This is a genomic window from Rhizobium leguminosarum (assembly GCF_010668065.1).
GTDB classification, from domain to species: domain Bacteria; phylum Pseudomonadota; class Alphaproteobacteria; order Rhizobiales; family Rhizobiaceae; genus Rhizobium; species Rhizobium leguminosarum_S.
Map to the genome: position 1 here is coordinate 140,103 of NZ_WUEN01000004.1, position 25,110 is coordinate 165,212.

At 61.6% G+C, this 25,110-nt stretch carries 28 protein-coding genes; 9 read left to right on the forward strand and 19 right to left on the reverse strand.

Going from position 1 to position 25,110, the window contains the following annotated elements; all coding sequences use genetic code 11:
- Positions 1-134 precede the first annotated feature (134 nt).
- A complete protein-coding gene (locus GR198_RS12740) occupies positions 135-1,370 on the reverse strand; it encodes an ABC transporter substrate-binding protein (RefSeq protein WP_029870731.1) in 1,236 nt (411 codons plus the stop codon).
- Positions 1,371-1,824: 454 nt separating this feature from the next.
- Here GR198_RS12740 and GR198_RS12745 point away from each other — a divergent pair, with 454 nt between their 5' ends.
- Positions 1,825-2,868: a LacI family transcriptional regulator gene (locus GR198_RS12745; protein ID WP_012757809.1), complete on the forward strand. Its 1,044-nt coding sequence runs from the start codon at positions 1,825-1,827 to the stop codon at positions 2,866-2,868.
- A gap of 57 nt (positions 2,869-2,925) precedes the next feature.
- On the opposite strand, the gene leuS is transcribed toward GR198_RS12745, so the two are convergent.
- Both leuS and GR198_RS12755 read right to left on the reverse strand, forming a co-directional pair.
- Positions 2,926-5,442, reverse strand: a complete 2,517-nt coding sequence (leuS, locus tag GR198_RS12750; RefSeq protein ID WP_164069088.1) for a leucine--tRNA ligase — start codon at positions 5,440-5,442, stop codon at positions 2,926-2,928.
- 393 nt (positions 5,443-5,835) lie between these two features.
- Complete coding sequence (locus GR198_RS12755; protein ID WP_029870729.1) at positions 5,836-6,744, reverse strand: LysR family transcriptional regulator; 909 nt, start codon at positions 6,742-6,744, stop codon at positions 5,836-5,838.
- 175 nt (positions 6,745-6,919) lie between these two features.
- On the opposite strand from GR198_RS12755, the gene GR198_RS12760 reads away from it, so the two are divergent.
- Genes GR198_RS12760 through GR198_RS12770 form a run of 3 tightly spaced genes read left to right on the forward strand, consistent with a single transcriptional unit; the run spans position 6,920 to position 9,206 of the window.
- Complete coding sequence (locus GR198_RS12760) at positions 6,920-7,534, forward strand: C39 family peptidase (RefSeq protein ID WP_029870728.1); 615 nt, start codon at positions 6,920-6,922, stop codon at positions 7,532-7,534.
- A gap of 34 nt (positions 7,535-7,568) precedes the next feature.
- Positions 7,569-8,645 (forward strand): D-alanine--D-alanine ligase family protein, encoded by a 1,077-nt coding sequence (locus GR198_RS12765; protein WP_029870727.1) that lies wholly within the window; start codon positions 7,569-7,571, stop codon positions 8,643-8,645.
- A 15-nt stretch (positions 8,646-8,660) separates the two neighbouring features.
- Positions 8,661-9,206 carry an AAA family ATPase gene (locus GR198_RS12770; protein ID WP_029870726.1) on the forward strand — a complete coding sequence of 182 codons (546 nt, stop codon included), beginning with the start codon at positions 8,661-8,663 and terminating at the stop codon, positions 9,204-9,206.
- A 9-nt stretch (positions 9,207-9,215) separates the two neighbouring features.
- Here GR198_RS12770 and GR198_RS12775 read toward each other — a convergent pair whose 3' ends face one another.
- From GR198_RS12775 to GR198_RS12785, 3 genes are all read right to left on the reverse strand, one after another.
- A complete protein-coding gene (locus tag GR198_RS12775) occupies positions 9,216-9,833 on the reverse strand; it encodes a class I SAM-dependent methyltransferase (RefSeq protein ID WP_029870725.1) in 618 nt (205 codons plus the stop codon).
- A 104-nt stretch (positions 9,834-9,937) separates the two neighbouring features.
- Positions 9,938-10,447 (reverse strand): GNAT family N-acetyltransferase, encoded by a 510-nt coding sequence (locus GR198_RS12780; protein WP_029870724.1) that lies wholly within the window; start codon positions 10,445-10,447, stop codon positions 9,938-9,940.
- 56 nt (positions 10,448-10,503) lie between these two features.
- Positions 10,504-10,998: a GNAT family N-acetyltransferase gene (locus GR198_RS12785; protein WP_164051866.1), complete on the reverse strand. Its 495-nt coding sequence runs from the start codon at positions 10,996-10,998 to the stop codon at positions 10,504-10,506.
- Between the two features lie 248 nt (positions 10,999-11,246).
- On the opposite strand from GR198_RS12785, the gene GR198_RS12790 reads away from it, so the two are divergent.
- Positions 11,247-11,624, forward strand: a complete 378-nt coding sequence (locus tag GR198_RS12790) for a VOC family protein (protein WP_164047767.1) — start codon at positions 11,247-11,249, stop codon at positions 11,622-11,624.
- Between the two features lie 144 nt (positions 11,625-11,768).
- Here the strand turns inward: GR198_RS12790 and GR198_RS12795 are convergent, their stop codons facing one another.
- From GR198_RS12795 to gndA, 4 genes are all read right to left on the reverse strand, one after another.
- Positions 11,769-12,068 carry a type II toxin-antitoxin system RelE/ParE family toxin gene (locus GR198_RS12795; RefSeq protein WP_029870722.1) on the reverse strand — a complete coding sequence of 100 codons (300 nt, stop codon included), beginning with the start codon at positions 12,066-12,068 and terminating at the stop codon, positions 11,769-11,771.
- Entirely contained in the window at positions 12,065-12,349 is a 285-nt protein-coding gene (locus GR198_RS12800; RefSeq protein WP_029870721.1) for a ribbon-helix-helix domain-containing protein, read from the reverse strand. The genes GR198_RS12795 and GR198_RS12800 overlap by 4 nt, the downstream gene beginning before the upstream one ends.
- Positions 12,350-12,440: 91 nt before the next feature.
- Entirely contained in the window at positions 12,441-13,187 is a 747-nt protein-coding gene (locus GR198_RS12805; protein ID WP_164051865.1) for a carbon-nitrogen hydrolase family protein, read from the reverse strand.
- 84 nt (positions 13,188-13,271) lie between these two features.
- The gene (gndA, locus tag GR198_RS12810; RefSeq protein WP_204329163.1) at positions 13,272-14,723 is read right to left on the reverse strand and encodes an NADP-dependent phosphogluconate dehydrogenase; all 1,452 of its coding nucleotides are present in this window, start codon (positions 14,721-14,723) and stop codon (positions 13,272-13,274) included.
- Positions 14,724-14,935: 212 nt separating this feature from the next.
- Here gndA and GR198_RS12815 point away from each other — a divergent pair, with 212 nt between their 5' ends.
- The 3 genes from GR198_RS12815 to GR198_RS12825 all read left to right on the forward strand — a co-directional run bounded on the left by GR198_RS12815 (position 14,936) and on the right by GR198_RS12825 (position 16,559).
- On the forward strand, positions 14,936-15,727 hold the full coding sequence (locus GR198_RS12815; RefSeq protein WP_164051863.1) for a helix-turn-helix domain-containing protein: 792 nt from the start codon (positions 14,936-14,938) through the stop codon (positions 15,725-15,727).
- A 70-nt stretch (positions 15,728-15,797) separates the two neighbouring features.
- On the forward strand, positions 15,798-16,196 hold the full coding sequence (locus GR198_RS12820; RefSeq protein ID WP_003540465.1) for a hypothetical protein: 399 nt from the start codon (positions 15,798-15,800) through the stop codon (positions 16,194-16,196).
- Positions 16,197-16,559 carry a VOC family protein gene (locus tag GR198_RS12825; protein ID WP_003540467.1) on the forward strand — a complete coding sequence of 121 codons (363 nt, stop codon included), beginning with the start codon at positions 16,197-16,199 and terminating at the stop codon, positions 16,557-16,559.
- Positions 16,560-16,604: 45 nt separating this feature from the next.
- Here the strand turns inward: GR198_RS12825 and GR198_RS12830 are convergent, their stop codons facing one another.
- The 7 genes from GR198_RS12830 to GR198_RS12860 form a co-directional block, all read right to left on the reverse strand.
- Positions 16,605-17,321, reverse strand: coding sequence for a PAS domain-containing protein (locus GR198_RS12830; RefSeq protein ID WP_018074610.1), 717 nt, complete (start codon positions 17,319-17,321; stop codon positions 16,605-16,607).
- Between the two features lie 262 nt (positions 17,322-17,583).
- A complete protein-coding gene (locus tag GR198_RS12835) occupies positions 17,584-18,519 on the reverse strand; it encodes a lipid A biosynthesis lauroyl acyltransferase (RefSeq protein ID WP_164069089.1) in 936 nt (311 codons plus the stop codon).
- Positions 18,520-18,523: 4 nt separating this feature from the next.
- Positions 18,524-19,552: a zinc-binding dehydrogenase gene (locus GR198_RS12840; protein WP_164069090.1), complete on the reverse strand. Its 1,029-nt coding sequence runs from the start codon at positions 19,550-19,552 to the stop codon at positions 18,524-18,526.
- 56 nt (positions 19,553-19,608) lie between these two features.
- Positions 19,609-20,895, reverse strand: a complete 1,287-nt coding sequence (locus GR198_RS12845) for a beta-ketoacyl-ACP synthase (RefSeq protein ID WP_003540471.1) — start codon at positions 20,893-20,895, stop codon at positions 19,609-19,611.
- 12 nt (positions 20,896-20,907) lie between these two features.
- Positions 20,908-22,113: a beta-ketoacyl-ACP synthase gene (locus GR198_RS12850; RefSeq protein ID WP_025394908.1), complete on the reverse strand. Its 1,206-nt coding sequence runs from the start codon at positions 22,111-22,113 to the stop codon at positions 20,908-20,910.
- Positions 22,110-22,592 carry a 3-hydroxyacyl-ACP dehydratase FabZ family protein gene (locus tag GR198_RS12855; protein WP_003540474.1) on the reverse strand — a complete coding sequence of 161 codons (483 nt, stop codon included), beginning with the start codon at positions 22,590-22,592 and terminating at the stop codon, positions 22,110-22,112. The genes GR198_RS12850 and GR198_RS12855 overlap by 4 nt, the downstream gene beginning before the upstream one ends.
- A 203-nt stretch (positions 22,593-22,795) precedes the next feature.
- Positions 22,796-23,074: an acyl carrier protein gene (locus tag GR198_RS12860; RefSeq protein WP_003540486.1), complete on the reverse strand. Its 279-nt coding sequence runs from the start codon at positions 23,072-23,074 to the stop codon at positions 22,796-22,798.
- A gap of 430 nt (positions 23,075-23,504) precedes the next feature.
- On the opposite strand from GR198_RS12860, the gene GR198_RS12865 reads away from it, so the two are divergent.
- Complete coding sequence (locus GR198_RS12865) at positions 23,505-24,227, forward strand: Crp/Fnr family transcriptional regulator (RefSeq protein ID WP_029870712.1); 723 nt, start codon at positions 23,505-23,507, stop codon at positions 24,225-24,227.
- A 56-nt stretch (positions 24,228-24,283) separates the two neighbouring features.
- Here the strand turns inward: GR198_RS12865 and GR198_RS12870 are convergent, their stop codons facing one another.
- Both GR198_RS12870 and GR198_RS12875 read right to left on the reverse strand, forming a co-directional pair.
- A complete protein-coding gene (locus GR198_RS12870; protein WP_032983804.1) occupies positions 24,284-24,712 on the reverse strand; it encodes a L,D-transpeptidase in 429 nt (142 codons plus the stop codon).
- A 138-nt stretch (positions 24,713-24,850) separates the two neighbouring features.
- Positions 24,851-25,051, reverse strand: coding sequence for an ECs_2282 family putative zinc-binding protein (locus GR198_RS12875; protein ID WP_029870710.1), 201 nt, complete (start codon positions 25,049-25,051; stop codon positions 24,851-24,853).
- Positions 25,052-25,110: the final 59 nt, after the last annotated feature.

Genomic DNA, 25,110 nt, shown 5'->3' on the forward strand with positions numbered 1-25,110 from the left:
CACCTCCTGTCGTCTCTACCTCCGAAACCTGCTGAAGATACCAGAGATACGCCGCCGCCCGCCTGACCGTCACCGACCGTCTGGAACGGTCCGGCACCATGGGGGCCGGACCGCAAGGGCAGCAAGTCTGCTGATCAGTCAGCAGAAGCGATGATCCCGGCGAAACGCTTCTGAGCGTCTTCCGGCGTCATCGACGGATTGGCGAAAAATTCGGAGAAAAGGTCTTCCTTCTGCTTCTGGCTGTCGGCCGAAAGCAGCTGGTCGGTGCCTTGGATCACGTTGCCCTTCTGAAGGATTTCGAGACCCTTCTTCATGCAATCGTTGGCGGCAGCGAGATCGACGTCACCGCGAACCGGCAGCGAACCCTTCTTCAGGTTGAAGGCAACCTGGGTCTTGGGATCGAGCAGGGTCTTGGCAAGCACCCCCTGCGCCTTGGACTTTTCTTCGTCCTTCAGCAGCGGGAAGTAGAAGGCGTCGCCACCCGTCGAGATGATCTCGTTCACGCCGAGGCCCGGCAGGCAGGTATAGTCCGTGCCAGCCTTCTGACCGGCCAGCGCGAACTCGCCCTGCGCCCAGTCGCCCATGATCTGGCCGCCGGCCTTGCCTGTGATGACAAGGTTGGTGGCCTGGTTCCAATCCTGGACGTTGCTGCCTTTGGCCATACGCCGCGCATCGTCGGCCGCCTTGAACACCTTGGCGATTTCAGGACCGGCAGCGACTTCCGCATCCTTGTCCTTGAAGACCTTGTTGAAGGTATCCTTGCCGGCAACCGCAACCATCAGCACGTCGAAGGCGCCTGTCGCCTGCCACGGCTGACCGCCGACGGCGAGCGGAATGATGCCGGCCTTTTCGAGAGCCGGAGCAGCAGCGACGAACTCGTCCCAATTCTTCGGAACTTCGACGCCGGCCTTCTTGAAGGCGGCGTTCGAAAGCCACAACCACTGCCAGGAGTGGATGTTGACGGGAGCGCAGTAGATCTTGCCGTCGATGGTGCAGGAATCGAGCAGGCTCGACGGACGAATGATATCCTTCCACTTCTCGGCGGTTGCCACGTCGGTCAGATCGCGCATCAGGCCGGCCTGGACGAGTTCCTCGGCCTGGCGGCCATGGTTGAACTGAGTGGCGCCCATCGGATCGCCGCCGGTGATGCGGCTGATCATGATCGGACGGGCAGTGCCGCCGGAGCCGGCGATCGCGCCGTCGACCCAGTGGTTGCCGGTGGCGTCGAACGCCTTAGCCAGTTCGGCGACGGCTGCGGCTTCGCCGCCGGACGTCCACCAATGGGTGACTTCGAGATCGGTGGCGTTGGCGGCGCTGAACGGAAGCGCGACCGAAGCGGCAAGCACGGCCGCCATTATACGGATTTTCATGAGTTCTCCTCCCTCACTGAAACGTTGCCGGAAAAACTTAGATCAATCGATTTCTCCACGCAACTGCCCGCAGGCAAATTTTTCCGTGATAACCGGAATTGCTACTTCTGCCTGTTTCCATCAGGGGCACTGCATCCCCTTAAAACGATACCAGGCCGGGCGCTCTCGCACATGCGTTTCCAATTTATCAATTTGAATTTGCATAATAATTCTACACAAGAAATTTAGCCTTCCAATTCAGTCTCTTCGCAATCGCAATAAAGCAGAGCACGGATTGCCGATTCAACCTATACGTACAATGTTGCAATGCACACAACAAAAAGCACTCGACATTTCTACTGTATCGTTACAGATTGCATTCTTCAGGGAGGTGCGATTTTGGCATGCGGCGGGCTTACGACGCTGGAAAAAGCCTCTATAAGCGACACCAATTCGCGCAGGACGGCCTAAAGGGATGGAAAACAAGGGAAATTTCGGGAACGCGGCATCGACGCCGGCAGCGCGCGAGCGCCCGACGTTGAAGACGATCGCCTTCATGACGGGCCTTGGCGTGACGACGGTGTCGCGCGCGCTGAAGGATGCGCCGGATATCGGGGCCGAAACCAAGGAGCGCGTGCGCATGGTCGCCCGCCAGCTCGGCTACCAGCCGAACAGGGCGGGTGTGCGCCTCCGTACCGGTAAGACCAACGTCATCGCCCTCGTCCTCAGCATCGACGAGGAGATCATGGGCTTCTCGAGCCAGATGGTCTTCGGCATCTCCGAGGTGCTATCCGGCACGCCCTATCATATCGTCATCACGCCGCATTCGCACAGCAAGGACCCGATGCTGCCGGTGCGCTATATCCTTGATACCGGCTCGGCCGACGGCGTCATCATCTCACGCATCGAGCCGGACGATCCGCGCGTAAGGCTGCTGAGCGAGCGCGGCATGCCCTTTGCCACGCATGGGCGCACCGATGCGGGACTGACGCACCCCTTCCACGATTTCGACAACGAGGCCTTCGCCCATAAGGCGGTGGAAAAGCTGGTCAAGCGCGGCCGGCGCCGCATCGCCCTGCTGCAGCCGCCGAGTAAGCTCACCTACTACGCCCATATCCGCATCGGCTTCCAGACCGGCCTGCATGATTACGGCGCCGAGGAAGTGCCACTGCGCATCAACACCGACGCCCCTCTCGCCGACATCCGCGACGTCGTCGAGGTGATGATGCGCTCGGCCAACGCACCTGACGGCATCGTCTGTTCAGCCGGCAGTGCTGCAATCGCCGTCAATGCCGGCATCGAGGCGGCCGGCAAGGCGCTCGGCCGCGATCTCGACATGGTCTCCAAACAATCGGTACCGATCCTGAACTGGATCCGCCCCGAGATCATCACCGCCCAGGAGGACGTCCGCCACGCCGGCCGCGAAATGGCCAAAGCCGTCATCGCCCGCATCGACGGCGTCGAGCCGGAACTGCTGCAGAGCATTAGTCAGCCGACCTGGCCGGAGAGTGGCAGGTAGGCGGTCGGTTGAAGGAATGGATCGTCGGGCTCAAATCCGACGATCCGCTTTGGATCATCACAGGTCTTCGACGACGAAATTCACCAGTCGCCCCGGGACCAGAACTTCCTTGACCACCGTTTTGCCGTCCAGCAAGGCCATGACGGAAGGTTCGGATCGCGCCGCTGCAAGCAGCGCCTCGCCGAGATCGGCGGCGGCTTCAAAGCGGTGGCGAACCTTGCCGTTGATCTGCACGACATATTCGCGGGTCTCCATCTCGATCAGTGCAGGATCGAAGGTGGGCCAGGAAACCCATGTCAGTGTTTCCCCGTGACCAAGCTTGCTCCATAACTCCTCCGCGATGTGAGGCGCAAAGGGTGCGAGCAACAGCACGAATGTCTCCACCACTTCGCGCGGACGCGCTGCTTCCGCCGTCAGTGCGTTGGCCAGTTCCATCAGCCGGGAAACCGCGGTATTGAACCGAATTGCTTCGATATCCGCCGTCACGGTCTTCACCGTCTGGTGGCGCAAGCGCAGAAGCTGCGGGCTGGGGGCCGCCTCCAGCACTACTGGAGACAATCCGTCGCTCTCGTCGCAGACAATGCGCCAGGCACGCTCCAGAAACCGACGCACGCCGATCACGCCAGCGGTCTGCCAGGGTTTTGCCGCGTCAAGAGGTCCCATGAACATCTCGTACAGGCGCAAGGCGTCGGCCCCGAACTGATGGACAATATCGTCGGGATTAACAACGTTCAGCTGCGACTTCGACATCTTCTCGACGGCGCGCTGCACTTCGACCGACCCAGCGAACCATCTGCCTTCCTCTTCGACGACGGACGACGGCGCGTAATACCGGCCCGCCGCATCGCGGTAGGAATGAGCAAGGATCATGCCTTGGTTGAACAGCAGCTGGAACGGCTCTTCGGTGGAAACGACGCCGATGTCGTAGAGCACCTTATGCCAGAAGCGGGCATAGAGCAGATGCAGGACCGCGTGCTCGGCGCCGCCGACATAGAGATCGACCGGCATCCAATAGCGCTCGGCCTCGCGCCCGACGGGTTCGCTGGTGTTCTCCGGATCGAGGAATCTGAGATAATACCAGCAGGAGCCCGCCCATTGCGGCATCGTGTTGGTCTCCCGCCGTGCCGGAATGTCGGTGCCCGGCACGATCGTTTCGACCCAGGCCTGCGCACGGGCAAGCGGCGGTTCGCCATCCGGCGTCGGAGCGTAGTCGTCCAGTTCAGGCGGCAGCAGCGGCAGGCATTCCTCGGGCAGCGGCATCACCGAGCCATCCGCCAGATGCAGTACCGGGATTGGCTCACCCCAGTAGCGCTGGCGGGAAAACAGCCAGTCGCGCAGGCGATACGTGACCTTCGGCCAGCCCGCGCCGTTCGCCTGCAGCCAGGCGATGATGGCGGATCTCGCCTCTGGTGAGCCCAGGCCATCCAGGAAGCCGGAGTTGACTATCGCCCCCTCGCCCTCATAAGCCGCCTTTTCGATGTCGTCCTCGCTTTCGATCACGCGAATGATCGGCAGTTCGTGCGCATGGGCAAAAGCGTAGTCGCGCGCGTCATGAGCCGGCACCGCCATCAGGGCGCCGGTGCCGTAGCCAGCCAGCACGTAATCGGCCACCCAAACCGGCAGCCGGGCTCCGTTGGCAGGGTTGGTCGCATAAGCGCCGGTGAAGACGCCCGTCTTCTCGCGCCCGGCATCGGCCCGCACCGTCTCTTCCAATCCTTCAGCCTCGGCTATATAGGCGGCCACCGCCTCGCGCACTTCCGGCTCGACGATGGCGGCAACGGCAGGATGCTCCGGCGCGAGCACCACATAGCTTGCTCCAAACAGGGTCTCGGGGCGCGTCGTGAAGACGGTGATGACCTCTTTGCCGTGCTCGAGCGGAAACCGGATTTCGGCGCCCTCCGAGCGTCCGATCCAGTTGCGCTGCATGGTTTTCAGGTTTTCGGGCCAGTCGAGGCCGTCCAGTCCCTGCAGCAGCCGATCGGCATAGGCCGTGATTCGCAGCATCCACTGGCGCATCCTGCGGCGAATGACGGGATCGCCGGTCTCGACATAACGCCCGTCCTTGACCTCCTCGTCGGCAAGCACCGCGTTCTGGGCCGGGCACCAGTTGACCGCGACCTCCGCCTGATAGGCGAGGCCCTTCTCGAACAGCTTCAGGAAGATCCACTGCGTCCAGCGCACATAGGCGGGGTCGGTCGTGGCAAACTCACGACTCCAGTCATAGGAGAAGCCCAGCCTCTGCACCTGCCCGCGAAACGTCTCGATATTGCGCTTCGTCGTGATATCGGGATGCACACCAGTCCGCATCGCGTGGCGCTCCGCCGGCAGGCCGAAACTGTCCCATCCCATCGGATGCAAGACGTTGAAGCCGCGCATGCGTTTGTAGCGGCACGTTATATCGGTGGCCGTATAGCCGAGGGGATGGCCGACATGCAGGCCCGCACCGGAAGGATATGGGAACATGTCGAGTGCGTAGAATTTCGGTCTGGCCGGATCGATTTCCGCTCGGAAGGTATGGCGGTCGGCCCAATAGGCCTGCCACTTCGGTTCGATCGTCTTGGAATCATAAGGCATGCATCACTCCTGGCGCCGGCCGGCTTTGCGGCGGCGTGTCCTGAAAAATGGAGGCGTTCTTTGGTTCAGGAGCAGCTACGGCTGCCGGTGCTCCGGTGACGTCCGGCAGCCGCGGCTAAGTCGAAGCGCGCGCGGAGTTACGGCGCAGGACGTCTGCGCGACGCTCCGGACGAAAAAAACGCGATGTGGCTTTGAAAACGATCTGGTGTCCATGGACGGTGGCTCAAGGCAAATAAGGAGAAAGCAAACGACAGTATTAACCGGCTCCGATCAGGAGGCCGTGGTGGTAAGTCGTGCGTCGCGTGCGCGAACGTCTGCTGCTTGAGTTGCCATAATCATGAACCAAGAGTGCCCGATATGATCGCTCCTGCCAAGAGTGCATTCGCGCGAAAATCAGGATCTGTTCAAATCCTGCGGCGCGCTCTTTACCAGTTGATCGAGCACCGCCGCGACCTTCGGGTTACGCACCTCGCCCCGCCGGGTAATCGCATGGATGCGACGGCAAACGGATGGCACCAAGGGTTTGACGACCAGCGCTCCGCCGAAATCTCTGAGCGCCAAGCCGGGCATCACCGAAATCGAGCACCCGGCTTCCACCAGTGCGAACACCACTTCGAAACTGTCGCTGAAGCCGTTGATGACGGGCTCGAAACCGATGTCGCGGCAGGCCTGGCGGATGGCCATGGAATAGGCGCTGGAGGCGACGTCGAGCGCCCAATGTTCATCCCTCAGCTGTGCGAGTTCGATGACGGACTCGCTCTCCAGCCTGTGACCAGCGGGCAGAAGCACGAAGAGCTGGTCGCGGCAGAGGAACAGCGTGTCGGCCGTGCCCTCCAGCGTATGCGGATCGAACGATATGTCGTCGGCAATGACGATATCGGCCTGCCAGGCCCGGAGCGCCGCCACGCCTTCGGCAGGTCCCATCGTCGTCATGACGATGTCGAGATGCGGATGGTCGATGGCGAGCTGGCGCATCGCGGCGGGAATGAAGGAAGAAGCAGCGGAGGGTTGTGTTGCGATCCTCAGGTCACCGGCGACGATGTTCTGAAGCTCGGCAATATCGGTCTTGGCTTCCTCGACAATGCCGAATATCCGGTCGGCGTGCACAACGAGCCGCTGGCCGGCCGGTGTCAGCGTCACCCCTCGCCCGCGTCGCTCGACGAGCGGGATTCCAACTTCGTCCTCCAACTGGGCGATTTGCTGAGAAACCGCCGACGACGAAATGCCGATAGCATCGGCCACCGCCGCCATCGTTTCGCGGCGCGAAAGCTCGCGAAGCGTCCGCAATCTGAAAAAGTCCAAACTTGGCTCCCTCGGCTGATCAATCGGCCACAATTTCTAATCTATATCCTTATTTTAATTAAGTAGACCTACAGGAAAACACACCCTACCGTCGGATTCGTCAGCGTGCATCGGTTCGAAAAAAGCCAAGATTGCCCGCCATCTCATGAGGCGAGTCACCGGGGATATCGACAGGATGCAGCAGAGCGGCGTGCCCTATTTCAGCCAATGGGAAACACCCGGCATGACACTGCCGGTGCTTGCCGAGGGATCGCAGGCCCTGCTCGGCGATCCGCTCTGGCGCCATTCGGGAGCCGCGACGATCGAGGAATATGCGCGCTGGGCGGTCAATGTCTGCGGCATGGCCTGCCTGAAGATGATCCTTGCTGCCCGCGGCGAGATCCATCCGACCCTCGAGCTTGCCCGCGCCTGCACCGCCTATGGCGGTTATGTCGTCAACGAGATCGATGCCTCGATCAAAGGGCTGGTCTACGCGCCCTTCGTCCGCTTCGCCACCGACCGTTTCGGGCTTAGCGCGGAGACGATGACCGGCGTCGAAACATCGGCCATTCCCGAGCATCTCGCGAAGCGGCGGTTCTTCATCGCCTCGGTGAACTCGGGCATCCGCTGGCCGGAGCGCGAGCCGCCGTCGAAGGGCGGACACCTGGTGCTGGTGACGGCAGCCAGCGACGAGACGATCCGTTTCCACAACCCGTCCGGCCACGACGCTGCGAGCCAGGCCGATGTGACGCTGCCGCTTGCCGTCTTCGACCGTTTCTTCGCCAATCGCGGCATATCGGTCGACGCCTGACCCTTTTCAACACCAGATCGTTTCGGAGGCTTTCATGACCCCATCCCCAAACAGGCTGCGCATTGCCGTGCTCTTCGGCGGCCGCTCGGCCGAGCATGAGGTTTCCGTGCTCTCGGCAACCAATGTCATGGGCGCGCTCAAGCCCGAGAAATACGATGCCGTCCCTGTCTTCATCACCCGCGACGGACAATGGCTGCTAAGCAGTTTTGAGGATGGCGTGCTAACGACACCTTCATCGGGCACGGAAATCTGCCTGGTCCCGGGTGGGCGCGGCCGCGTACTGGCGATCCCAGCTCATGGCGCGCCGCATGACCTAGCAAAGGTCGACATTCTGTTTCCTGTCCTCCACGGCCAGCATGGCGAGGACGGATCGGTACAGGGCGCGGCGGAGGTGGCCCGCGTTCCACTCGCCGGTTGCGGCATCCTCGGTTCGGCCGCAGCGCTCGACAAGGACATCGCCAAACGCCTGCTGAGGGCAGCGGGCCTACCGGTGGCGCGCGCGGTGACGATCCATGAGGGTGCCGCCCCTTCGCTAGCAGCCCTCGAAAATGAGCTCGGCCTGCCGCTCTTCATCAAGCCTGCGCGGCAGGGATCGTCGGTCGGCGTCGCCAAGGTCCATGCCAGCCAGGAATTTGCGCCTGCCCTTACTGAGGCCTTCCGCCACGATCGTACGCTGCTCGCCGAGGAATTCGTGCGCGGCCGTGAGATCGAATTCAGCGTGCTGGAGGATGCGGCAGGAGAACTCTTCGTCTCACGGCCGGGCGAGATCGTGCCGGCGGAAAGCCACGGTTTCTATAGCTACGATGCCAAATATATCGACGAGAAAGGTGCGGCGCTGAAAGTGCCGGCCGAACTGCCGCAGGAGGTCGAGACCGCCATGCGCGACGTGGCCGCAAGGGCCTTCCGGGCCGTCGGTTGCGACGGCATGGCCCGCATCGACTTCTTCCTGACCGATGACATGCGGTTCCTCGTCAATGAAATCAACACCATCCCCGGCTTCACCGATATCAGCATGTATTCCAAGGCGATGGCGGCAAGTGGCGTCACCTACGCCGAAATCATCGACCGCCTCGTGGACCACGGCCTGGCGCGGGCCCGACGGGCCGCCTGAGACGGGAGCTTGATCATGAACAGGTTGGTCTTGATTTCGGGATGTTCCGGCGGTGGAAAATCGACACTGATTGCGGAATTTGCCGCCCGCGGTCATACCACCGTCGAAGAGCCCGGCCGACGGATCGTCAAGCAGGAACTCGAAGGCGACGGTGCAGCCCTGCCCTGGGTCGACATGGCAGCCTTTGCCCGCCGCGCAATCGAGATGGCGATGGCTGACCACAAGGCGGCGCGTGAGCAGTCCGGCTGGACGTTTTTCGACCGTGGGCTGATCGATGCGGCGGCGGCGCACCAACACCTCACCGGAGAACCGATCCTGGAAAAATTGGGCGTCGCCCACCGCTATCACCAGAGAGTTTTTCTCACGCCGCCATGGCCCGAAATCTACACGACCGACCCCGAGCGGCGCCATGGCTTCGACGAGGCGGTCGCCGAATATGATCGACTTGCCGCCATCTATCCGATGCTCGGCTACGACGTCGTCATGCTGCCGAAAATTGCGGTCGCCGACCGGGCGGATTTCATCCTCGACTGCCTCTCTCGGGAAACGAGGCAGCAGTAGACGAGATCGTCAGCACCTGCGAAAAACGCACCACTGGAACGACTGCCGGCCGCCACCGGGTGTCGTGTGTTCCTCCCGCCAGTCACGCTGAAGCGCGAAGGTGGACGAGAATTCGGTCGCAAGCGCCACCGCGTCGTAACGCTGGACCGGCAAGCCGCTGCACCGTTCCGGCCCGTCCGGCGCGAAGGTCGCGATGATCACGACGCTGCCCGGCGCCGTGCCGGTTTCGAGTGCTCGACGATAGGCCAGCCGCTGCTCGGGTTCGGTGAGGAAGTGAAAAACGGCGCGGTCGTGCCACACATCGTAATGGCGGTCGGGCTGCCATGACGTGACGTCGGCAACCACCCAGGTGATGCGGGCGGCTTCATCCCGCAGTCGCGCCTTGGCGACTTCGAGCGCCGGCGCGGCGATGTCGAGGACGGTGAGGTCGGACCACCCGCGCTCGACAAGACGGTCGACAAGGCTCGATGCGCCGCCGCCTACATCGATCAGCGAGGCCGTGGCCGGCAGTTGCAGCTCGTCAAGCGCCTGCAAGGAAGGCCCGGGCGTCGGCTGATACCAGCTGACGCTGTCGGCAGATTTCGTCCGATAGACCTCGTCCCAGTGTTCCCGCTTCTCGCCTGTCATCCGATATCCCCATCTCTTGCAGAGCCCGATTCCCTAACCGATCAACATGTAGGGACTGAGACGTCTGCAACCAGTCGCAGTGTGCCCAGGACCATGATCTCCGTTCAGGAAGCGAAGTGACGATAAACCAGATCCTTAGGGTCATCTCTGGGTGCAGCAGGATCGAGGCGTGCGCCCAGCCGTTCGGCAACGGCAGCGGATGCAGCATTGCCGGGAGCAATATAGCTGACCAGCGACGGCAGCTTGAGCGTCGCGAAGGCCCAGTTGCGCAGCGCCAAGGCCGCTTCGGTCGCATAGCCTCTGCCCTCGTATTCCTCGTAGACGAACCAGCCCAATTCCTTTTCGGGAAAGAGCGGTCCGTGATTGATCCCCACCTGACCGACGCATTCGCCGGTTTCGCCAAGCTCGACCGTCAGCGCTCCGTGCCCGAAAAGCTGCCACAGAGCGACGTCGTGACAGAACATCCCCCACGCCGCGCGCAGATCGAACGGACCACCCATTCCGATGGATCGCGGCGACGCCATGATCTCAGCATAGGCAGCGAAATCGTCGATGTCAGGCATGCGGAGCTTGAGACGCTCGGTTCGAATGGTTATCGCGCCCGCTTCGGACATGTCGTCGCCTTCTCTGTCAGGTTGGGTTTGGAGTTTCGGCCGTTGAACGAAATATTCTAGCTTTCAAATGCCGAGGCGAATTGCAACGTCCCGCTTGGCGGAGATCCGCGAAAAACAATCCTCTGCACGAGCCGCGTATCGAGGTCGAGATACTCCAGTTGTCCATCGCTGCTGAAACCGACACGGCTGTAGATCTCGGGATTGCCGATCAGGGCGCATCCGCTGGCGCCCATCTCGTTCAACAATTCGAGACCCCGTGCAATCATCGCCTTGCCGATGCCCTGCCGCTGTCTCTCCGGCTTGACCGATATCGGCCCCAGCCCGAACCAGCCGTCATGCGCGCCGTTGATCGTCACCGGCGAAAACGCCACATGCCCGACAATCTCGCCGCCCTGCTCGGCCACCAGCGATATCTTGAGATCGCCCGCCGCACGAAGTCTTCGGACAATCTCCGCTTCCGTACCGTCGCTGTAGGGCATCGGCTTGAAGGCGGTCGAGGTCAGATCATGAATCGCATCGATATCATCAGGCGTTTCGTCTCGGATAAGCATCTCTGTCAATTCCTCAAGCGCGTTGTCGTCAGGGCTGCCTGTACAAACAGTGTCTTATCCCACTGAAACGAAGTGTCGTAGATCCCAGAAAATCTCGCGGGGTTTCCGCTACCCCTCTTCCGCAGAAGATTTCGAGGCTATAGACCTAAGCTCGTGGGCACCGTCCTGCTGATCGAAACATCGGAGCGTACCATCTCTGTCGGCACCGTCCGAAGGGTATCTGCGTCTTCGCAATCAGAGGTTCTGCGATGAATGATATCGCCGATCACGGTGTTCGTTTCGGACGAATTGCCGCCATGCTGCCGGTCAAGGACATGACCAAGGCCTATGATTTTTACGCCAATGTCCTCGGCTTCAAGAAAACATTCGAGAACGGCAATCCTGTCGGCTTCATGATCCTGAAGCGCGATCAGGGCGAAGTGCATCTCACCTTGCAGCCGAACCACAAGGCTGCGGACTTCAATGTTGCCCACCTGATGGTCGACAATGTCGATGCCTTGCACGCGGTTTGCCAGCAATATGGGCTGAGAATCATCAAGAGCCTTCAGGACAAGGACTACGGATTGCGGGCCTTTGTGTTTGAAGATCCCGACGGCAACCGTATTGACGTTGGCCGACCGATCTAGTCAGACCAATGGGAACTGGGTGGGGAACGCGGATGCGATCCCCACCCAGGGTCGCAGAATTCCGAATTCCGCAGAGAATCAGCTCCAAAACGTCAAAGTTGCCGTCGTCACAGGGTGCCGCAGTTGGCTCTGCGACCGCTAACATCACTCCTCGTAAAGCTTCAGTTCCTGCCCGCCGGACATGATCCTGAGGATGTAGACGGTTTCTGCTTCAACGGTAAACGCAATGCTCAGGCTACGTTCAAAGCCAACGATCCTCAAGCCGGCGCGGATCTCGTCTCGAACCGTTCCTCGCTTTGGAAAGCTTTGAAAACCTTCCAGAAATGATCGAAGGCGGTCAACATAGCCTTGCGCGACAGCCTCCCCTGCGACCGGCACAAGGTAATCTAATAGTGCCTCGACGTCGTGTTGCGCAGCGACACTCAGCCGGACGGTATATTTCATCTTTTGGTTTTGGCGACGGTGGATTTGATGCGCTTGTTGAACCCTTCGAAAGCATCGTCAAGGGATACTGCTCGCTCGGGATGCGCCTTGAGCTCATCATAAACAGGCGCGACCTCTTCACGGAGCCAACGCTCGACCGCAGCATCACGCGCAGCAAGAGTACGCAGCCCATCACGGATGACTTCGCTCTCGGTGGCATACTCGCCTGTAGCGACCTTTGCCTTGACCATTTCAGCCATTTCGATCGGCAAGGTGATGCTTAAGGATTGGGTCGTGCGCATGGATAGTCACTCTCGCTTCTGCATTCTTATCGCACACAACACGATTAAATCCTACATTTTTTCCGAACACCTCGGACCTGCCGCAAGCCGCCTATACCTTACCGCCACCGGGAAAATCGAAGATCAGCAAGCCGGGCTCTTCCAGCGGCAATTGCGCCACCACCTGCCCGTCCGGGTCCAGCACGGCCGTCGGTCCCCAGGCGATGCGCGCGTCGCGCTCGCCCGTTACGTCGGACGATATCAGCCACAAGCCTGTCTCGCGGCATCTTTCACCTCGAACGGCATTATGCAGCGGCTTGAATATTTCCGCCTTTTCCCGTGGCATCATGTTGTTGGATAGGCATAGGATCAGCGAGGCGCCAGACGCGGCGACTTTTGCGGCCGCTTCCGGAAAATTGGTGTCGTAGCAGATGTTGATCCCGTAGCGCAGAGCACCGATCGCAAAAAGCGGGCTCTCCTTTCCTGCCTCGAAAGCCCGTTCGCCGTGCAGCAGGTGGGTTTTCCGGTAGCGGCCGAGGAGGACACCGCGCTCGACGACGACGGCGGTGTTGAACAATCGCCCGTCATCGATCTCGATCAGCCCCATGACCAGCACCGGTCCCGACTTCGGCAACCGATCCAGGACCGCCGCGAACTCGGCCGATGCGAGATCGAGGGCAACACGCCGCGCCGATCGTTCATCGGTCAGGTAGCCCTGCAGAAAACCTTCTGGAAAGACCAGCAGGACCACGCCATCAGCCTCGGCGAGCGCCGCGACCCTAACCGCATAATCCAAGGCCGCTCCGACATTCTCCCGAAATTCCGGCGTCTGCGCGGCGGCTATCCGAATGCTCGTCATTTAGATCTCCGGGTTCTCGGCCGCGGCATCTCAGCAAAAGGCCCGGCACTGTGGCCGGGCCTCTCCTTGAAAAATTGGAAAACCTCAGAAGGTCGAGGCGCCGCTGCCCCAGGGGCCGTGGTGGAAATCCTTACCATCAAGGCGGTCGAAGCCGTGGGCGCCGAAGAAGTCGCGCTGTGCCTGGATGAGGTTTGCCGTTCCCCTGCCCTGGCGATAGGCGTCGAAATAGGTCAGCGCCGAGGTCAGCGCCGGCACCGGCAGGCCGGCGGCAATCGCGGCACCGACGACACGGCGCAGCGCCGGGACCGATTCCTTGACCATGTCGGAGAAGGCTGGCGTGACGATGAGGTTTGCAGCATCAGGCGCCTTGGTAAAGGCCGAGGTGATCTCGTCGAGGAACTGCGAGCGGATGATGCAGCCGGCACGCCAGATCCTGGCAATCGTCGGCATCGGCAGTGACCAGTTGAACTCGCGCGACGCTTCCGCCATCACCGCGAAGCCCTGCGCATAGGCGCCGATCTTGGCGGCAAACAGCGCCAGTTCGAGATCCTTGTTGAGCTCGGGGCCGTAAGCGATCGGGAAGGACACGGCCTGCGTTCCGAAGATCTTCTCGGCGGCTTCGCGCTGCGATTTCATCGAGGAGAGGCTGCGGGCGGCGACCGCGGCTTCGATCGCCGTTGCCGGAATGCCCATATTCTGCGCCTCGATCGCCGACCACTTGCCGGTACCCTTCTGGCCGGCCTTGTCGAGGATCATATCGACCATCGGCCCGCCGGAAACCGGATCGGTTGCGGCAAGCACCTTCTCGGAGATTTCGATCAGGTAGGAGTTCAGCCGGCCCTTGTTCCATTCGCCGAAGATGCCGGAGATTTCGGAGGCACTCTTGCCGAGGCCGTCGCGCAGGATGCCGTAGATTTCGGCGATCATCTGCATGTCGGCATATTCGATGCCGTTGTGGATGGTCTTGACGAAATGGCCGGCGCCGTCATTGCCGAGCCAGGCGACGCAGGGCTCGTCATTGTAACGGGCGGCAATCGAGGTCAGCACCTTCTCGACGCGCTTCCAGGACTCTTCAGTGCCGCCGACCATGATCGACGGGCCGTGGCGCGCACCTTCTTCGCCGCCGGAAACGCCCATGCCGATGAAGGTCAGCTCGGTATTCTTCAGCCGATCGAAGCGGGCGACGGTGTCGCGGAAATTGGCGTTGCCGGCATCGATCATGATGTCGCCCTTGGAGAGATGCGGGCGCAGCAGCTCCATCTGCTGGTCGACGGGCTCGCCCGCCTTGATCATGATGATGATCGGGCGCGGTGGCCGGATCGCATCGACGAATTCCTCGATGGTCTTGCAGGGAATAATCTGCTTCTTCAGATCGCCGGCGCTTTCGTAGAATTCGTCGGTTTTCTCCGGCGTGCGGTTGAAGACCGCGATTTTATTGCCTTTCTCCGCGATGTTGAGCGCCAGGTTGGAGCCCATGACCGCAAGGCCGATCAGTCCGATTTCTGCCTTTTCCACGACAAACCTCCGATGTGTCATTTGGACCGGTGTTGTGGCACTGTCTCGGTCAAACGGCAAGTCTCGCAAGGGTCTAATCGGTTCGCAAAAGCCAATGAAATGAAGCTTGCAAATATCGCCGCTTGTCCGACAACCCGCCGGCTGGCGCCCAGTCCGGAAGCCCTGAGTTTTTCGTGCGCCCTGCCCGCAATGCCCTATCTCATGTTATCATCAGGGCATCGGGAGATATCGCATTGTCATCGGGAAGACGAAAAGATACGGCTCTCCTGGCGGCCCGCGCCGGCCAGTACCGCGAGGCTATGCCGCCGCCGGCGCTGCGACGCCATTTCAGCCGCCTCTGGTCGCATGCGCTGCATGACGGACCGCCGGCAATGGTGGCGATCGTGCCGGACGGCTATTGCGACCTGCTCTGGATCGACGGCCGGCTGGTCGTCGCCGGCCCTGACCGGACAGCGGCCTTTCCCGTCATCCGGCCGGGCGCGACTGTCATCGGCGCACGTTTTGCGCCCGGCGCCGCAGCACCCTGGCTGAAGACGCCGCTCTCGGCACTGGTCGGCTGCTCGGTGCCCCTTGCTGAAATCGGCCGAAAGGACACCGCCGAATTCGAAGCGCGGCTTGCGGATTGTCTCGACCCCCCGGCCGCCACGGCGCTGTTTAGCCGCCTGCTCGAAGAGACCGCGCGCAATGAGGAGGAGCCAGCCCGCGACGCCGCCATGATCTTCGCCGCCGCCGACAATGCTCGCCCGGTGTCCGGCCTGCTCGACCGCCTCGGCATGAGTGAAAGGCAGCTGCGCCGCCGCTGCCATCACCATTTCGGCTACGGCGCAAAGACGCTGGAACGGATTCGCCGGTTCCAGCGTTTCCTCGACCTCTGCCGCAGGTCGGGCGCGATGCCGCTTGCCCGCCTTGCGCTCGAAGCGGGCTTTGCCGACCAGCCCCACATGACACGCGAGGTCGGCGAGCTCTCGACGCTGACACCTGCCGTCATTCTCGGCCAGCTCAGCATACGGCAAAGAGCCGATTGACCGTTTTGTTCAAGACGCTGCTGGCCGGTCTGTTATTCTGACGAAACCAAATGCCAGGGACCTGCAAGCCATGTCGACAATGCCCGCGAAAATCATCCACCGGTCGATCGAGCGCGACTGGCGCGACGTCTATGACTTCGCCGGCAAGCCGGAGAACATGCCGCTCTGGGCCTCCGGCCTTGCGACCGGCTTAGAGCCTCACGGCGCCGACTGGATCGCCCACGGCGCTCTCGGCAGCGTCAAGGTGAGCTTCGTTCCTGCCAATGAATTCGGCGTGATCGACCATACGGTGACGATCGAATCCGGCCTAAGGGTTTATAATGCTCTGCGCATCGTGCCGAACGGCGATGGCTGCGAGGTCATGTTCACGCTGCTGCGCCTACCCGGCATGACCGACACACAGTTTTCCGCCGATGCCGCCCATGTCGAGAAGGATCTCGCCATGCTGAAAGCCCTGATGGAGAGATAGATGGCCGAGAAGACAGAAAACCACGATCGCCGTATCGATTATGTCGAATTCAACGTCGCCGACATCGCTGCCGCCAAAGCTTTTTACGGCTCGGCCTTCGGCTGGCGCTTCACCGATTACGGCCCCAATTATTGCGAATTCGACGATGGCCGGCTGAAGGGCGGCTTTTCCGATTTCGGACCGGTGCGGCCGGGCGGCGGCCCGCTCGTCGTCGTCTATGCCAGTGATCTGGAAGAAGTGCTGACCTCAGTCGAAAGAGCCGGCGGCACGATCTGCCGGCCGATCACCGATTTTCCCGGCGGCCGTCGCTTCCACTTCCTCGACCGCGATGGTTACGAGCTTGCCGTCTGGGCGGCTGCTTAGCCAGACTGCCCGAGGCAGCCGAGTTGGTCAGGCTGCCGACCTAGATCAGGCAGCCTGCGACAGCCGATCGAGATCTTCCATGACGAGCAGGGCGCCGATCACCGTACCGCCCGCATCGCGCAGCGGCGACATGCGACAGCGCACCTGCCGCGATTTGCCGCTGCCCGCCGAGCGCTCATAGGAATAGTCGATCTGTTCGCCGGCAAAACAGGCGTCGAGCTTATGCTTGGCGCATTCGGCAAACCGCTCCTCGCCGATGAATTCGGAAAGGTGACGGCCGATGAGCTCCATCGGCTTCCTGTTGAGATGGGCGCTGTTGGCTGGATTGGAATAGAGGTAGCGATAGTCCCTTGTCAGCACCGCCACGCGATCCGGCAGGCTTTCCAGGATTACCGCGTTGAGGAACTGGCCATTGTCGGTATCAGGCACATAGGCTGGCGGCGGCTCGATGCGCACATCCTGCGGCGAAGGCACGCGCCAGTCCGGCCCATGAGCCCCGAAATAGCGGTCGAGCAGGTAGGAAAGCACCGACGTGTGCTCCGTGACGCTGGCGCTGTCGTCGGCATCCTGGCTGATCAGATGGCTCACAAACTGTAGCTGCATGTAGACTTCGAGCAGATTGACTGCCCGGCAGGCGAGGATTGCCTCGACCAGCGGCTCGACATGGCGGTCGAGCGCCGTGACGCGTTGATCGTCGCCCAGGCGTATGGCTTCCTCGATTTGCACGCAACGCAAGGAAAAAGCTCGAAAAAGCTCCAGCAAGACGCCTCCACTCCCATTGTCCCAAGAGACGAGTCCGAAACCTCACATGGCTGCATCTCCCAAAAATGCGCCTTCCGGTAGACATTATTCGCGTCTTGGTGGTGACGGATAACATGAAGTGCCCTCAGTTTCAATCCGAGAGCACCTGCCGCTTTTCACCGCTGATAAATGGGGGTGGACCTTTTTTAGAGTATGATGCCGAAAAGTGTCAGCGGTTTTCGGGCGACATCATGCTCCAACTATTATTCTGGAGCATCCTATTCTAAGGCGCGAGCGTCTGCTTGATCTGCCAGCGGTCGTGATACCAGAGCCACTGTTCCGGATATTCCCGCACCCAGCTTTCCACCTTGTCGTTGAGCAGCTGGGCGGCGGCCGGCAGGTCGAGGTTGCCCTTGGCATCGCGCGGCATGTCCAGCCGCGGCTCGATTTCCAGCCGGTAGCGATTTCCCGGCAGCCGGATGCAGCGCGCTGGATAGACTTCGCAGTCGAACTGACGCACCAGCTTCGGCAGCAGCGGATTGGTCTTGACGTCGCGCCCGAAGAAGGTGCCCTTCAGCCCCTTGCGGAATTTCTGGTCGACCAGCACGCCCACGCCCTGACCTGCTTCCAACTGACGGGCGAGCGCGAAAGACGAGCCTGCATGCGAGGGCACCAGCTTGCCCATGCGGGCGCTCCGGAAGTCGAACACCTTCTTGGCGACATAAGGATTATTCGGCGGCCGAAAGAGCACGGTCACGGTGAGCCCGAAGGCGGCTCCCGCCACCGGCAGCAGCTCGAAATTGGCGGTATGTCCGGTAAAGACGATGAAGGGGCGCGGATTGTCGCGCAGGTCGAGGAAGATCGGGACGCCCGACACCTCCACCCTGCCCGGCTCCGACTTTTCGGGATCATAGTCGAACAGCTGGTCGAGGAAGACGTATTCCGCCGCAAGCCGGCCCATATTGCCCCAACTGGCGAGCGCGATCTCCTCGATCTCGGCCTTGCTCTTCTCAGGAAAGGCGTTGCGCAGATTGGTCAGCATCAGTCTGTGTCGGCTGGTCAGCCGGCCGAGGCGGCGCATCATCCCGTCGGCGAAGCGGATCGCGCCGTCGGCCGGAAACAGCTTCAGGAAATTCATGAAGCCGAACATCAGCTGAGCCACCAGCCATTGCTGGAAATTCCTGAGCGCCAGAACGATCCGGGTGATGAACAGCTTCACGCGGTCAATCCATCTTCAGGATGATCTTGCCGAAGATCTGGCGCGATTCCATCCGCTCCAATGCCCTGTCGATATCGCTGAAGCTGACTTCGGTATCGATGACGGGATGGACCAGCCCGCGGCCCATCTTCTGCATCGCATTCGCCATGTTCTCCATGCGGCAGCCGAAGGAACCGAAGAGCTTCAGCTGTTGCTGGAACAGCATCATCAGGTTCATCTCAGTGGAAACACCCGAGGTCGAGCCGCAGGTGACGAGGCGCCCACCGCGCTTCATGCAGAGCATCGAGCCTGCCCAGGTGTCCTTGCCTACATGTTCGAAAACGACGTCGACGCCCTTCTTCTTGGTGAGCTTGCGCACCACGCCTTCGAAACGGTCGGTGCGGTAGTTGATAACGTGATCGGCGCCGAGCGCCTTGGCCCTCTCGATCTTGTCGTCCGAACCGACCGTGGTGATGACGGTGCAGCCGATCTTCTTGGCAAGCTGGATCGCCGCCGTGCCGATGCCGGAGCCGCCGGCATGGACGAGGATCGTCTCGCCCGGCTCAAGCTTGGCATTGTCGAACAGCATGTGCTCGACCGTGCCGAAAGTGACCGGAGCAAGCGCCGCACCGATCGCGTCGACGCCGGGAGGAGCCGGCACCAGCAGGCGCGCCGGCAGGTTGACCTTCTCCTGCGCAAAGCCGTCGAGATGGAAGCCGTGCACGCCCGAGACATGTTCGCAGAGATTGTCGCGGCCTTCGCGGCAGGGGCGGCAGAGGCCGCAGGTGCGCGCGCCGTAGATGGAGACGAGCTGGCCCGGCAGCACGTTGGCGACGCCCGGCCCGATCGATTCCACCACGCCGGAGGCTTCCGCACCGATGACCAGCGGCATCTTGCGCTTGGCGAATGCCATGCCGCGCCAGCCCCAGACGTCGATATGGTTGAGCGCCACCGCCTTGACGCGCAGCGTCACCTCGCCGGCACCAGGAGCTTCCGGCTCCGGCAGGTCGGTGATCTCAAGCTTGCGGTCGTCGATCAGTTGCAAAGCGCGCATGGCAAAATCCCTCGCCTTCAAGACGGTCTTCTTGTTTTGAAATTGTCGCGAACCGCTTAAGCCGGTTCGAGCGCCATGACAAGGCTGGCATTCTGCCCGCCGAAGCCGAACGAGTTGGAAAGCACGGCTGAAACCTGGGCTTCCCGCTTCTTGTTCGGCACGACATCGAGAACGATCGACGGATCGGGGTTGTTGTAATTGATCGTCGGCGGCAGCGTTCCGGTCAGCATCGTCTGCAGCGAGAACACCGCCTCGACGGCGCCCGCCGCCGTCAGCGTATGGCCAATCATCGACTTGTTCGACGAAACCGGAATGCCGACGAGCCGATCGCCGAACACGGCCGACATCGCGCCATACTCCATCTTGTCGTTCTCCGGCGTCGAGGTGCCGTGCGCATTGATGTAGCCGATGCCGCTCTCGTCGATGCCGGCATCGGCAAGGGCCGCGCGGATCGTCGCGATTGCCGGGCCGCCATCGGGCGACGACCGGGTGCGGTGGAAGCTGTCGGCCTTGTCGCCGGCGCCCTTCATGATGCCGAGCACCTTGGCGCCGCGGGCGACTGCCGATTCCAGCGATTCCAGCACCAGCGTCGCCGCACCTTCGGCGATGACGAAGCCGTCGCGATCCTTGCTGAACGGCTTGGAAGCCTTGGTCGGCGGATCATTCTGTGTCGAAAGAGCTGACAACAACGAGAAGCGGATCAGCGCTTCGGCACTCAGCGATCCATCGGTCGCGACCGTCAGCGCGCGATCGGTGCGGCCCTGGCGGATCGCCTCGATGCCGAGCTGGATCGCCGTGACGCCGGAGGCGCAGGCGGTCGACAGCGTGACGGGAAGGCCGCGGGTGCCGAACCGGTCGGCAAGGCGCTCGGAAATCGCACCGAACAGGGCCGCCTCATGGAAGGCAGGATCCGGACGCTGGCGCAGCGCCGTCAGGAAGCGCTCATAGGCATCCCCCGGATGGTCGGAGGCCGGCGAACGGTCGGCAAGCTCGAAACGCGCGCTCCACTCGGGCTCGATCGGCGGGGCGGCGAGGAATAGTGGGCCATTGAAATCGCCGGACAGGCCGGCATCGGCAAGCGCCTCGATCGTGGTTTCGCGGGCAAAGGCATAGGAGCGCTCGACGGCGTTCGGCACCGGGATGCCGATAAAATCGACGGTGCCGGCGATCCGCGTCGACAGGCCCTCGGTCGGGAAACGGTTGATCTCGTGGATGCCCGACGTGCCTGACGAAAGCGCTGCCCAGTTGTCGCTGAGGCCCTGACCGAGCGAGGTGATGATGCCCATGCCGGTAACCGCCACGATCGGACGGCCGAGGTGATCTCTATAAGCGGAAGCTGTCATATCTCTCACTCCTCACGCATCTGCGGAAAGAACGGCAACGCCCTCGCCGCGCTGGTGTCCGACCGTGGTCACGACGGCGGCGGTGGCGCCTGCCCGCATCGGCGCCTCATGGGCGGCGTCGAACGGCGGAACCTTGGCCTTACCGTCGACGGCAAGGGCTGCAAGCGCCAGACCCAGCGTGAACTGCGTCTCGATCGTATGGCCGGTGACCCCGCCGAAGCCGCGGATTGCTACGTCGGGCAATTGATGTTCGAGCACCGCCCGCTCGCGGGCGGCAAGATCGTGCATGCCGGTCGATCCGGAAAAGATCGCCGTGCTCTCAGTGGCAAGCCCGGCAGCCGGTGCCAAAAGCCGCTCCAGCCGGACTTCGAGATTGCCGGAATTGCGGTTGCCGCGGTCGCCCTCGACCGCGTCGATGACAGCATAGATATGGGCGCCGCGGGCTTCAGCATGCTTGCGCGATTCGAGCACCAGGAAGGCGCCTGCCGAACCGGTGATCATGCCGCCGCCGTCGCTCGGCTTGCGCGACCAGAGCGGCACCCAGTCGCCGCGCGCATGGGCGCCGATCGCTTCGGTGAGCAGGATCATGTCAGGCCGCTCGGCCGCGAAGGCGCCTCCAACAAGCGCATGCGAGGATTCGCCTGATTTGATGCGGTAGAAGGCGGTCTCGACGGCGGATATGCCGGCTGCTTCCTCGCCCATGAAGGTACGCGACGAGCCGGTGACCTTGTGCACGATCGAGATATTGCCGGCGAGCAGGTTGGAAAGCTGGGCGAGAAACAGCGTCGGCCTCAGCTCAGTCGTCAGCTTCTCGTTGAGCAGCAACTCGCGATCATTGCGCTTCAGCGCCTCGTCGACGATCAGTGTGTCGACATTGATATCGCGCTCGCCGCCGCCGGCCGCCACGATCATGTCCATCGTGCCGCAGGCCTCGATATCGTCCTTGAAACCGGCATCATCAAGCGCAAGGCCGGCGGCGAAGACGCCGATGCGCTGCCAGTTCTCCATCTGGCGCTGATCGCCGCGCTTGGCGATCTGCTGCGACCAGTCGATCTCGGGCAGTGGATGCACCGGATAGGGCTTGAACTTTTCGGTCTCGACGATCGCCTTCGGGGTGCTCGCGGCCGAAAGCAGCGCGATATGCGCGTCCTTGCCGACGCCCTGACAGGTGACGATGCCGATGCCCGAGATGACGACGTCGTTTGCAGCCTTGCTCATCCAATCACTCCCTGCGCCGCGATCGCTTCGAGAAGCCCGATCTCGCCGGCACGTTTCTTCACGATATCGCCGAGCGGCACCTCGGAAAACGGCATGGTGCGCAGTTTCAGCTGCGCATCGCAGACCTTCTTGCCGCCGCTGGTGATTTTAGCCTTGGTGACCGCGAAACCCGAACCGTCATGCTCCAGCACCGCCTCGATGTCGAGCACGGCTTCCGGTTCGACGAAGGTGCGCATCTTGGCGCCGTCGACCGTCATCAGGAAGGGCATGGCGGCAAAATTGGTGACGGCAAGCACCAGCATGCCGGAGGCCTGGGCCATGGTCTCGATCAGGAGCACGCCGGGAACGAGCGGCATGCCGGGAAAATGACCCTCGAAGACGGGGCTCTTGGCCGGCACGACGGATCGCGCCTTGAGCGTGCCCTTCTTCAGGTCCACCGCTTCGACGCGGTCAATCATCTGGAAATATTCCAGCAGCATTCGGATCCTCCGGCCCGACAGGCCAGATCCGCCCGCCGGTAACGCCTAAAGCGCGTCTGGTTCGCAGTTTAGGTCTTTGTTTTATGCATGCCGTTGTCCCAAAACCGCTGCGCACTTTTGGGCGGCATGCACTAGTTAGGAACGAAACCGCCCGGCCGCCATATTCAGGGCGGCAGGGCGTTCAAAAAAGACTGTTATATCGCTCAGGCCTTGGCTGCTTTGAGCTCGTCGATCTTGGCGCAGAGGTTCTTCAGCACGAAGTATTCTTCGGTGGAAACCTTGCCTTCGTTGACTTCCTGCGTCCACTTTTCGAGCGGGATCTTGATGCCGAATTCCTTGTCGATCGCAAAGACGATGTCGAGGAAATCGAGGCTGTCGATACCGAGGTCGTCGATCGTATGGCTCTCCGGCGTGATCGTCGCGCGGTCGATCTCGCTGGTTTCTGCAATAATGTCGGCAACTTTATCGAATGTAGCGGTCACGCGCTGTACCTCATGAAATGACGATTTAAACCCCCTCATAGGCAAATCCATTTCAAAAGCCAATGCTTTCGTCCCGGCGTTGCGGCAATTTGCCGGCTGGGTGTTGCCTAAACAGCAATGGAATGCCGGCCTTTGCCGTCACGCAAGGCGCGAGGCGATGCCGCTTTAGAAAGCCCGCCCTCTCGGCGAGGCGAAGAAGCTGTCCGAATCAAACCCGCAGACGGCCTCTTCTCGGCGCAGGCGCTTCCAACAACAGCCAGGGCACGGAAACTTTGATCTGGATCAAATCGCGATCCCGGCGAAATTGATAATCATCAAGCCGCGCTGGAAGAAATCGGGATAGCCGAACCCGCAATCGCGGCGTAATCGTCTAGGGTATGCCCAGCATGCGCAGCCACACGGCACACGCGGATTTCGAAGGGATCAGGACATGGACGTCGCACGCAGTGAGGTTTTCGACGCCGGCACTCTCGTCGCCTGCCGTTCCTGCCAGGCGCGACACGGCGTCGTCTGCGGCGCGCTGTCGAGCAGCCAGCTCCGGGAACTCGGCCGCCACTCGCTGCGCCGCAAGGTCGATGCCGGCAGCGAGATCATCGCTCAAGGCTCGGAAAGCTCTTTCTATTCGAACATCATGCGCGGGGTGGTGAAACTCTGCAAGGTGATGCCGGACGGGCGCCAGCAGATCGTCGGCCTGCAATTCGCCCCCGATTTCGTCGGCAGGCCCTTCGTGCGCGAAAGCACGCTGTCGACCGAGGCTGCGACCAATTCCGAAATCTGCGTCTTCCCGCGCAACCTGCTCGACCGCATGATATCGGAGACGCCGGAACTGCAGCGCAGCCTGCACGATCAGGCGCTGAAGGAGTTGGATGCCGCGCGCGAATGGATGCTGACGCTCGGCCGGCGCACCGCCGAGGAGAAGGTCGCAAGCCTGCTCCACCTCATCGCCACCCACGCCGAGCCGCAAACGGCCACGAGCACCGCCTTCGACCTGCCGTTATCCCGCGCCGAGATCGCCGACTTCCTCGGGCTGACGATCGAAACCGTCAGCCGCCAGATGACCAGGCTGCGCAAGAGCGGCGTCATTCGCATCGAGAATTTCCGACATATCATCGTCCCCGACATGGATGAACTGGAGCGGATGATCAGCGCATAAGAAGGATCAGCGCGGCGCATAAACCGTTCGGTTAGCGCGGCGCATAACCCGTTGGGTTAGCGCGTAATGACCACGCGGGTATTGGCAAGGCCGGCCTGCCGCGTCAGCGAGAAGAACTGGGCGGCATTGTCGGGATGCAGGCGAACACAGCCATGCGAGGCCGGCCGGCCCAGGCGCTTCAGGTCGAAGGTGGCGTGAACGGCATAACCGCCGTTGAAGAACACAGCGTACGGCATCGGCGCATTGTCGTATTTCCTGGAGCGGTGATCGCGTGACAGCCACTTGGCGCTCCACGAACCGGTCGGTGTGACATAGCCGTTGCGCGCAGTCGAAACCTTCCAGCGATACTTGACGAAGCCGTTCTCGGAAACAGTCATCGTCTGCTTGCCGATGCTGATATTGGCGACCAGCGTTGCTGCCTGAGCGGCAAGAGGAGAAAACTGCAGCAATAAACTTGCGGCCGCAGCCGCCAAAATCGTCTTCATCATAGCCCCTCTTCGAACTCGCGCAGCTTAATTGCGCCCTCACAAAGAGAGACTACGGCAATACTTATTAGATTGCTTTAATCCGAATGGTAATCACAATTTTAACGGCGCATGGCAGCAAGCGGATGCGCCGCAGGCTTATTGAAGCTTGCGCTTCGCCGAAGGCTGCTTGAGCTGTTGGTAGGCCTTGTTCATCTTCTCGCGGATCGAGGCCATGGTCCCGAGATTATGGCCGCAGGCGGCACAGGTGATGATGTCGGTCTCCCGGATCTCGGGACGCTCGAACTTCATCTTGGTGCTCTTGCACTTCGGGCACGGTAATTCAACCTGAACTGTCATCGCTCTGCTTCCGGTCTGGAGGTAGGAGGCGTTTCGCATAAACGTTTGAGTGGGAGCTG

Coding starts and splice junctions, on each gene's coding strand:
- GR198_RS12875 (WP_029870710.1), bottom strand. CDS start 25,051: ATGACAGTTCAGGTTGAATTACCGTGCCCGAAGTGCAAGAGCACCAAG.
- gndA (WP_204329163.1), bottom strand. CDS start 14,723: ATGACACATCGGAGGTTTGTCGTGGAAAAGGCAGAAATCGGACTGATC.
- GR198_RS12825 (WP_003540467.1), top strand. CDS start 16,197: ATGGCCGAGAAGACAGAAAACCACGATCGCCGTATCGATTATGTCGAA.
- GR198_RS12785 (WP_164051866.1), bottom strand. CDS start 10,998: ATGCTTATCCGAGACGAAACGCCTGATGATATCGATGCGATTCATGAT.
- GR198_RS12800 (WP_029870721.1), bottom strand. CDS start 12,349: ATGCGCACGACCCAATCCTTAAGCATCACCTTGCCGATCGAAATGGCT.
- GR198_RS12765 (WP_029870727.1), top strand. CDS start 7,569: ATGACCCCATCCCCAAACAGGCTGCGCATTGCCGTGCTCTTCGGCGGC.
- GR198_RS12770 (WP_029870726.1), top strand. CDS start 8,661: ATGAACAGGTTGGTCTTGATTTCGGGATGTTCCGGCGGTGGAAAATCG.
- GR198_RS12855 (WP_003540474.1), bottom strand. CDS start 22,592: ATGCTGCTGGAATATTTCCAGATGATTGACCGCGTCGAAGCGGTGGAC.
- GR198_RS12850 (WP_025394908.1), bottom strand. CDS start 22,113: ATGAGCAAGGCTGCAAACGACGTCGTCATCTCGGGCATCGGCATCGTC.
- leuS (WP_164069088.1), bottom strand. CDS start 5,442: ATGCCTTATGATTCCAAGACGATCGAACCGAAGTGGCAGGCCTATTGG.
- GR198_RS12790 (WP_164047767.1), top strand. CDS start 11,247: ATGAATGATATCGCCGATCACGGTGTTCGTTTCGGACGAATTGCCGCC.
- GR198_RS12745 (WP_012757809.1), top strand. CDS start 1,825: ATGGAAAACAAGGGAAATTTCGGGAACGCGGCATCGACGCCGGCAGCG.
- GR198_RS12760 (WP_029870728.1), top strand. CDS start 6,920: ATGCAGCAGAGCGGCGTGCCCTATTTCAGCCAATGGGAAACACCCGGC.
- GR198_RS12740 (WP_029870731.1), bottom strand. CDS start 1,370: ATGAAAATCCGTATAATGGCGGCCGTGCTTGCCGCTTCGGTCGCGCTT.
- GR198_RS12820 (WP_003540465.1), top strand. CDS start 15,798: ATGTCGACAATGCCCGCGAAAATCATCCACCGGTCGATCGAGCGCGAC.
- GR198_RS12865 (WP_029870712.1), top strand. CDS start 23,505: ATGGACGTCGCACGCAGTGAGGTTTTCGACGCCGGCACTCTCGTCGCC.
- GR198_RS12845 (WP_003540471.1), bottom strand. CDS start 20,895: ATGACAGCTTCCGCTTATAGAGATCACCTCGGCCGTCCGATCGTGGCG.
- GR198_RS12840 (WP_164069090.1), bottom strand. CDS start 19,552: ATGCGCGCTTTGCAACTGATCGACGACCGCAAGCTTGAGATCACCGAC.
- GR198_RS12795 (WP_029870722.1), bottom strand. CDS start 12,068: ATGAAATATACCGTCCGGCTGAGTGTCGCTGCGCAACACGACGTCGAG.
- GR198_RS12780 (WP_029870724.1), bottom strand. CDS start 10,447: ATGTCCGAAGCGGGCGCGATAACCATTCGAACCGAGCGTCTCAAGCTC.
- GR198_RS12775 (WP_029870725.1), bottom strand. CDS start 9,833: ATGACAGGCGAGAAGCGGGAACACTGGGACGAGGTCTATCGGACGAAA.
- GR198_RS12870 (WP_032983804.1), bottom strand. CDS start 24,712: ATGAAGACGATTTTGGCGGCTGCGGCCGCAAGTTTATTGCTGCAGTTT.
- GR198_RS12805 (WP_164051865.1), bottom strand. CDS start 13,187: ATGACGAGCATTCGGATAGCCGCCGCGCAGACGCCGGAATTTCGGGAG.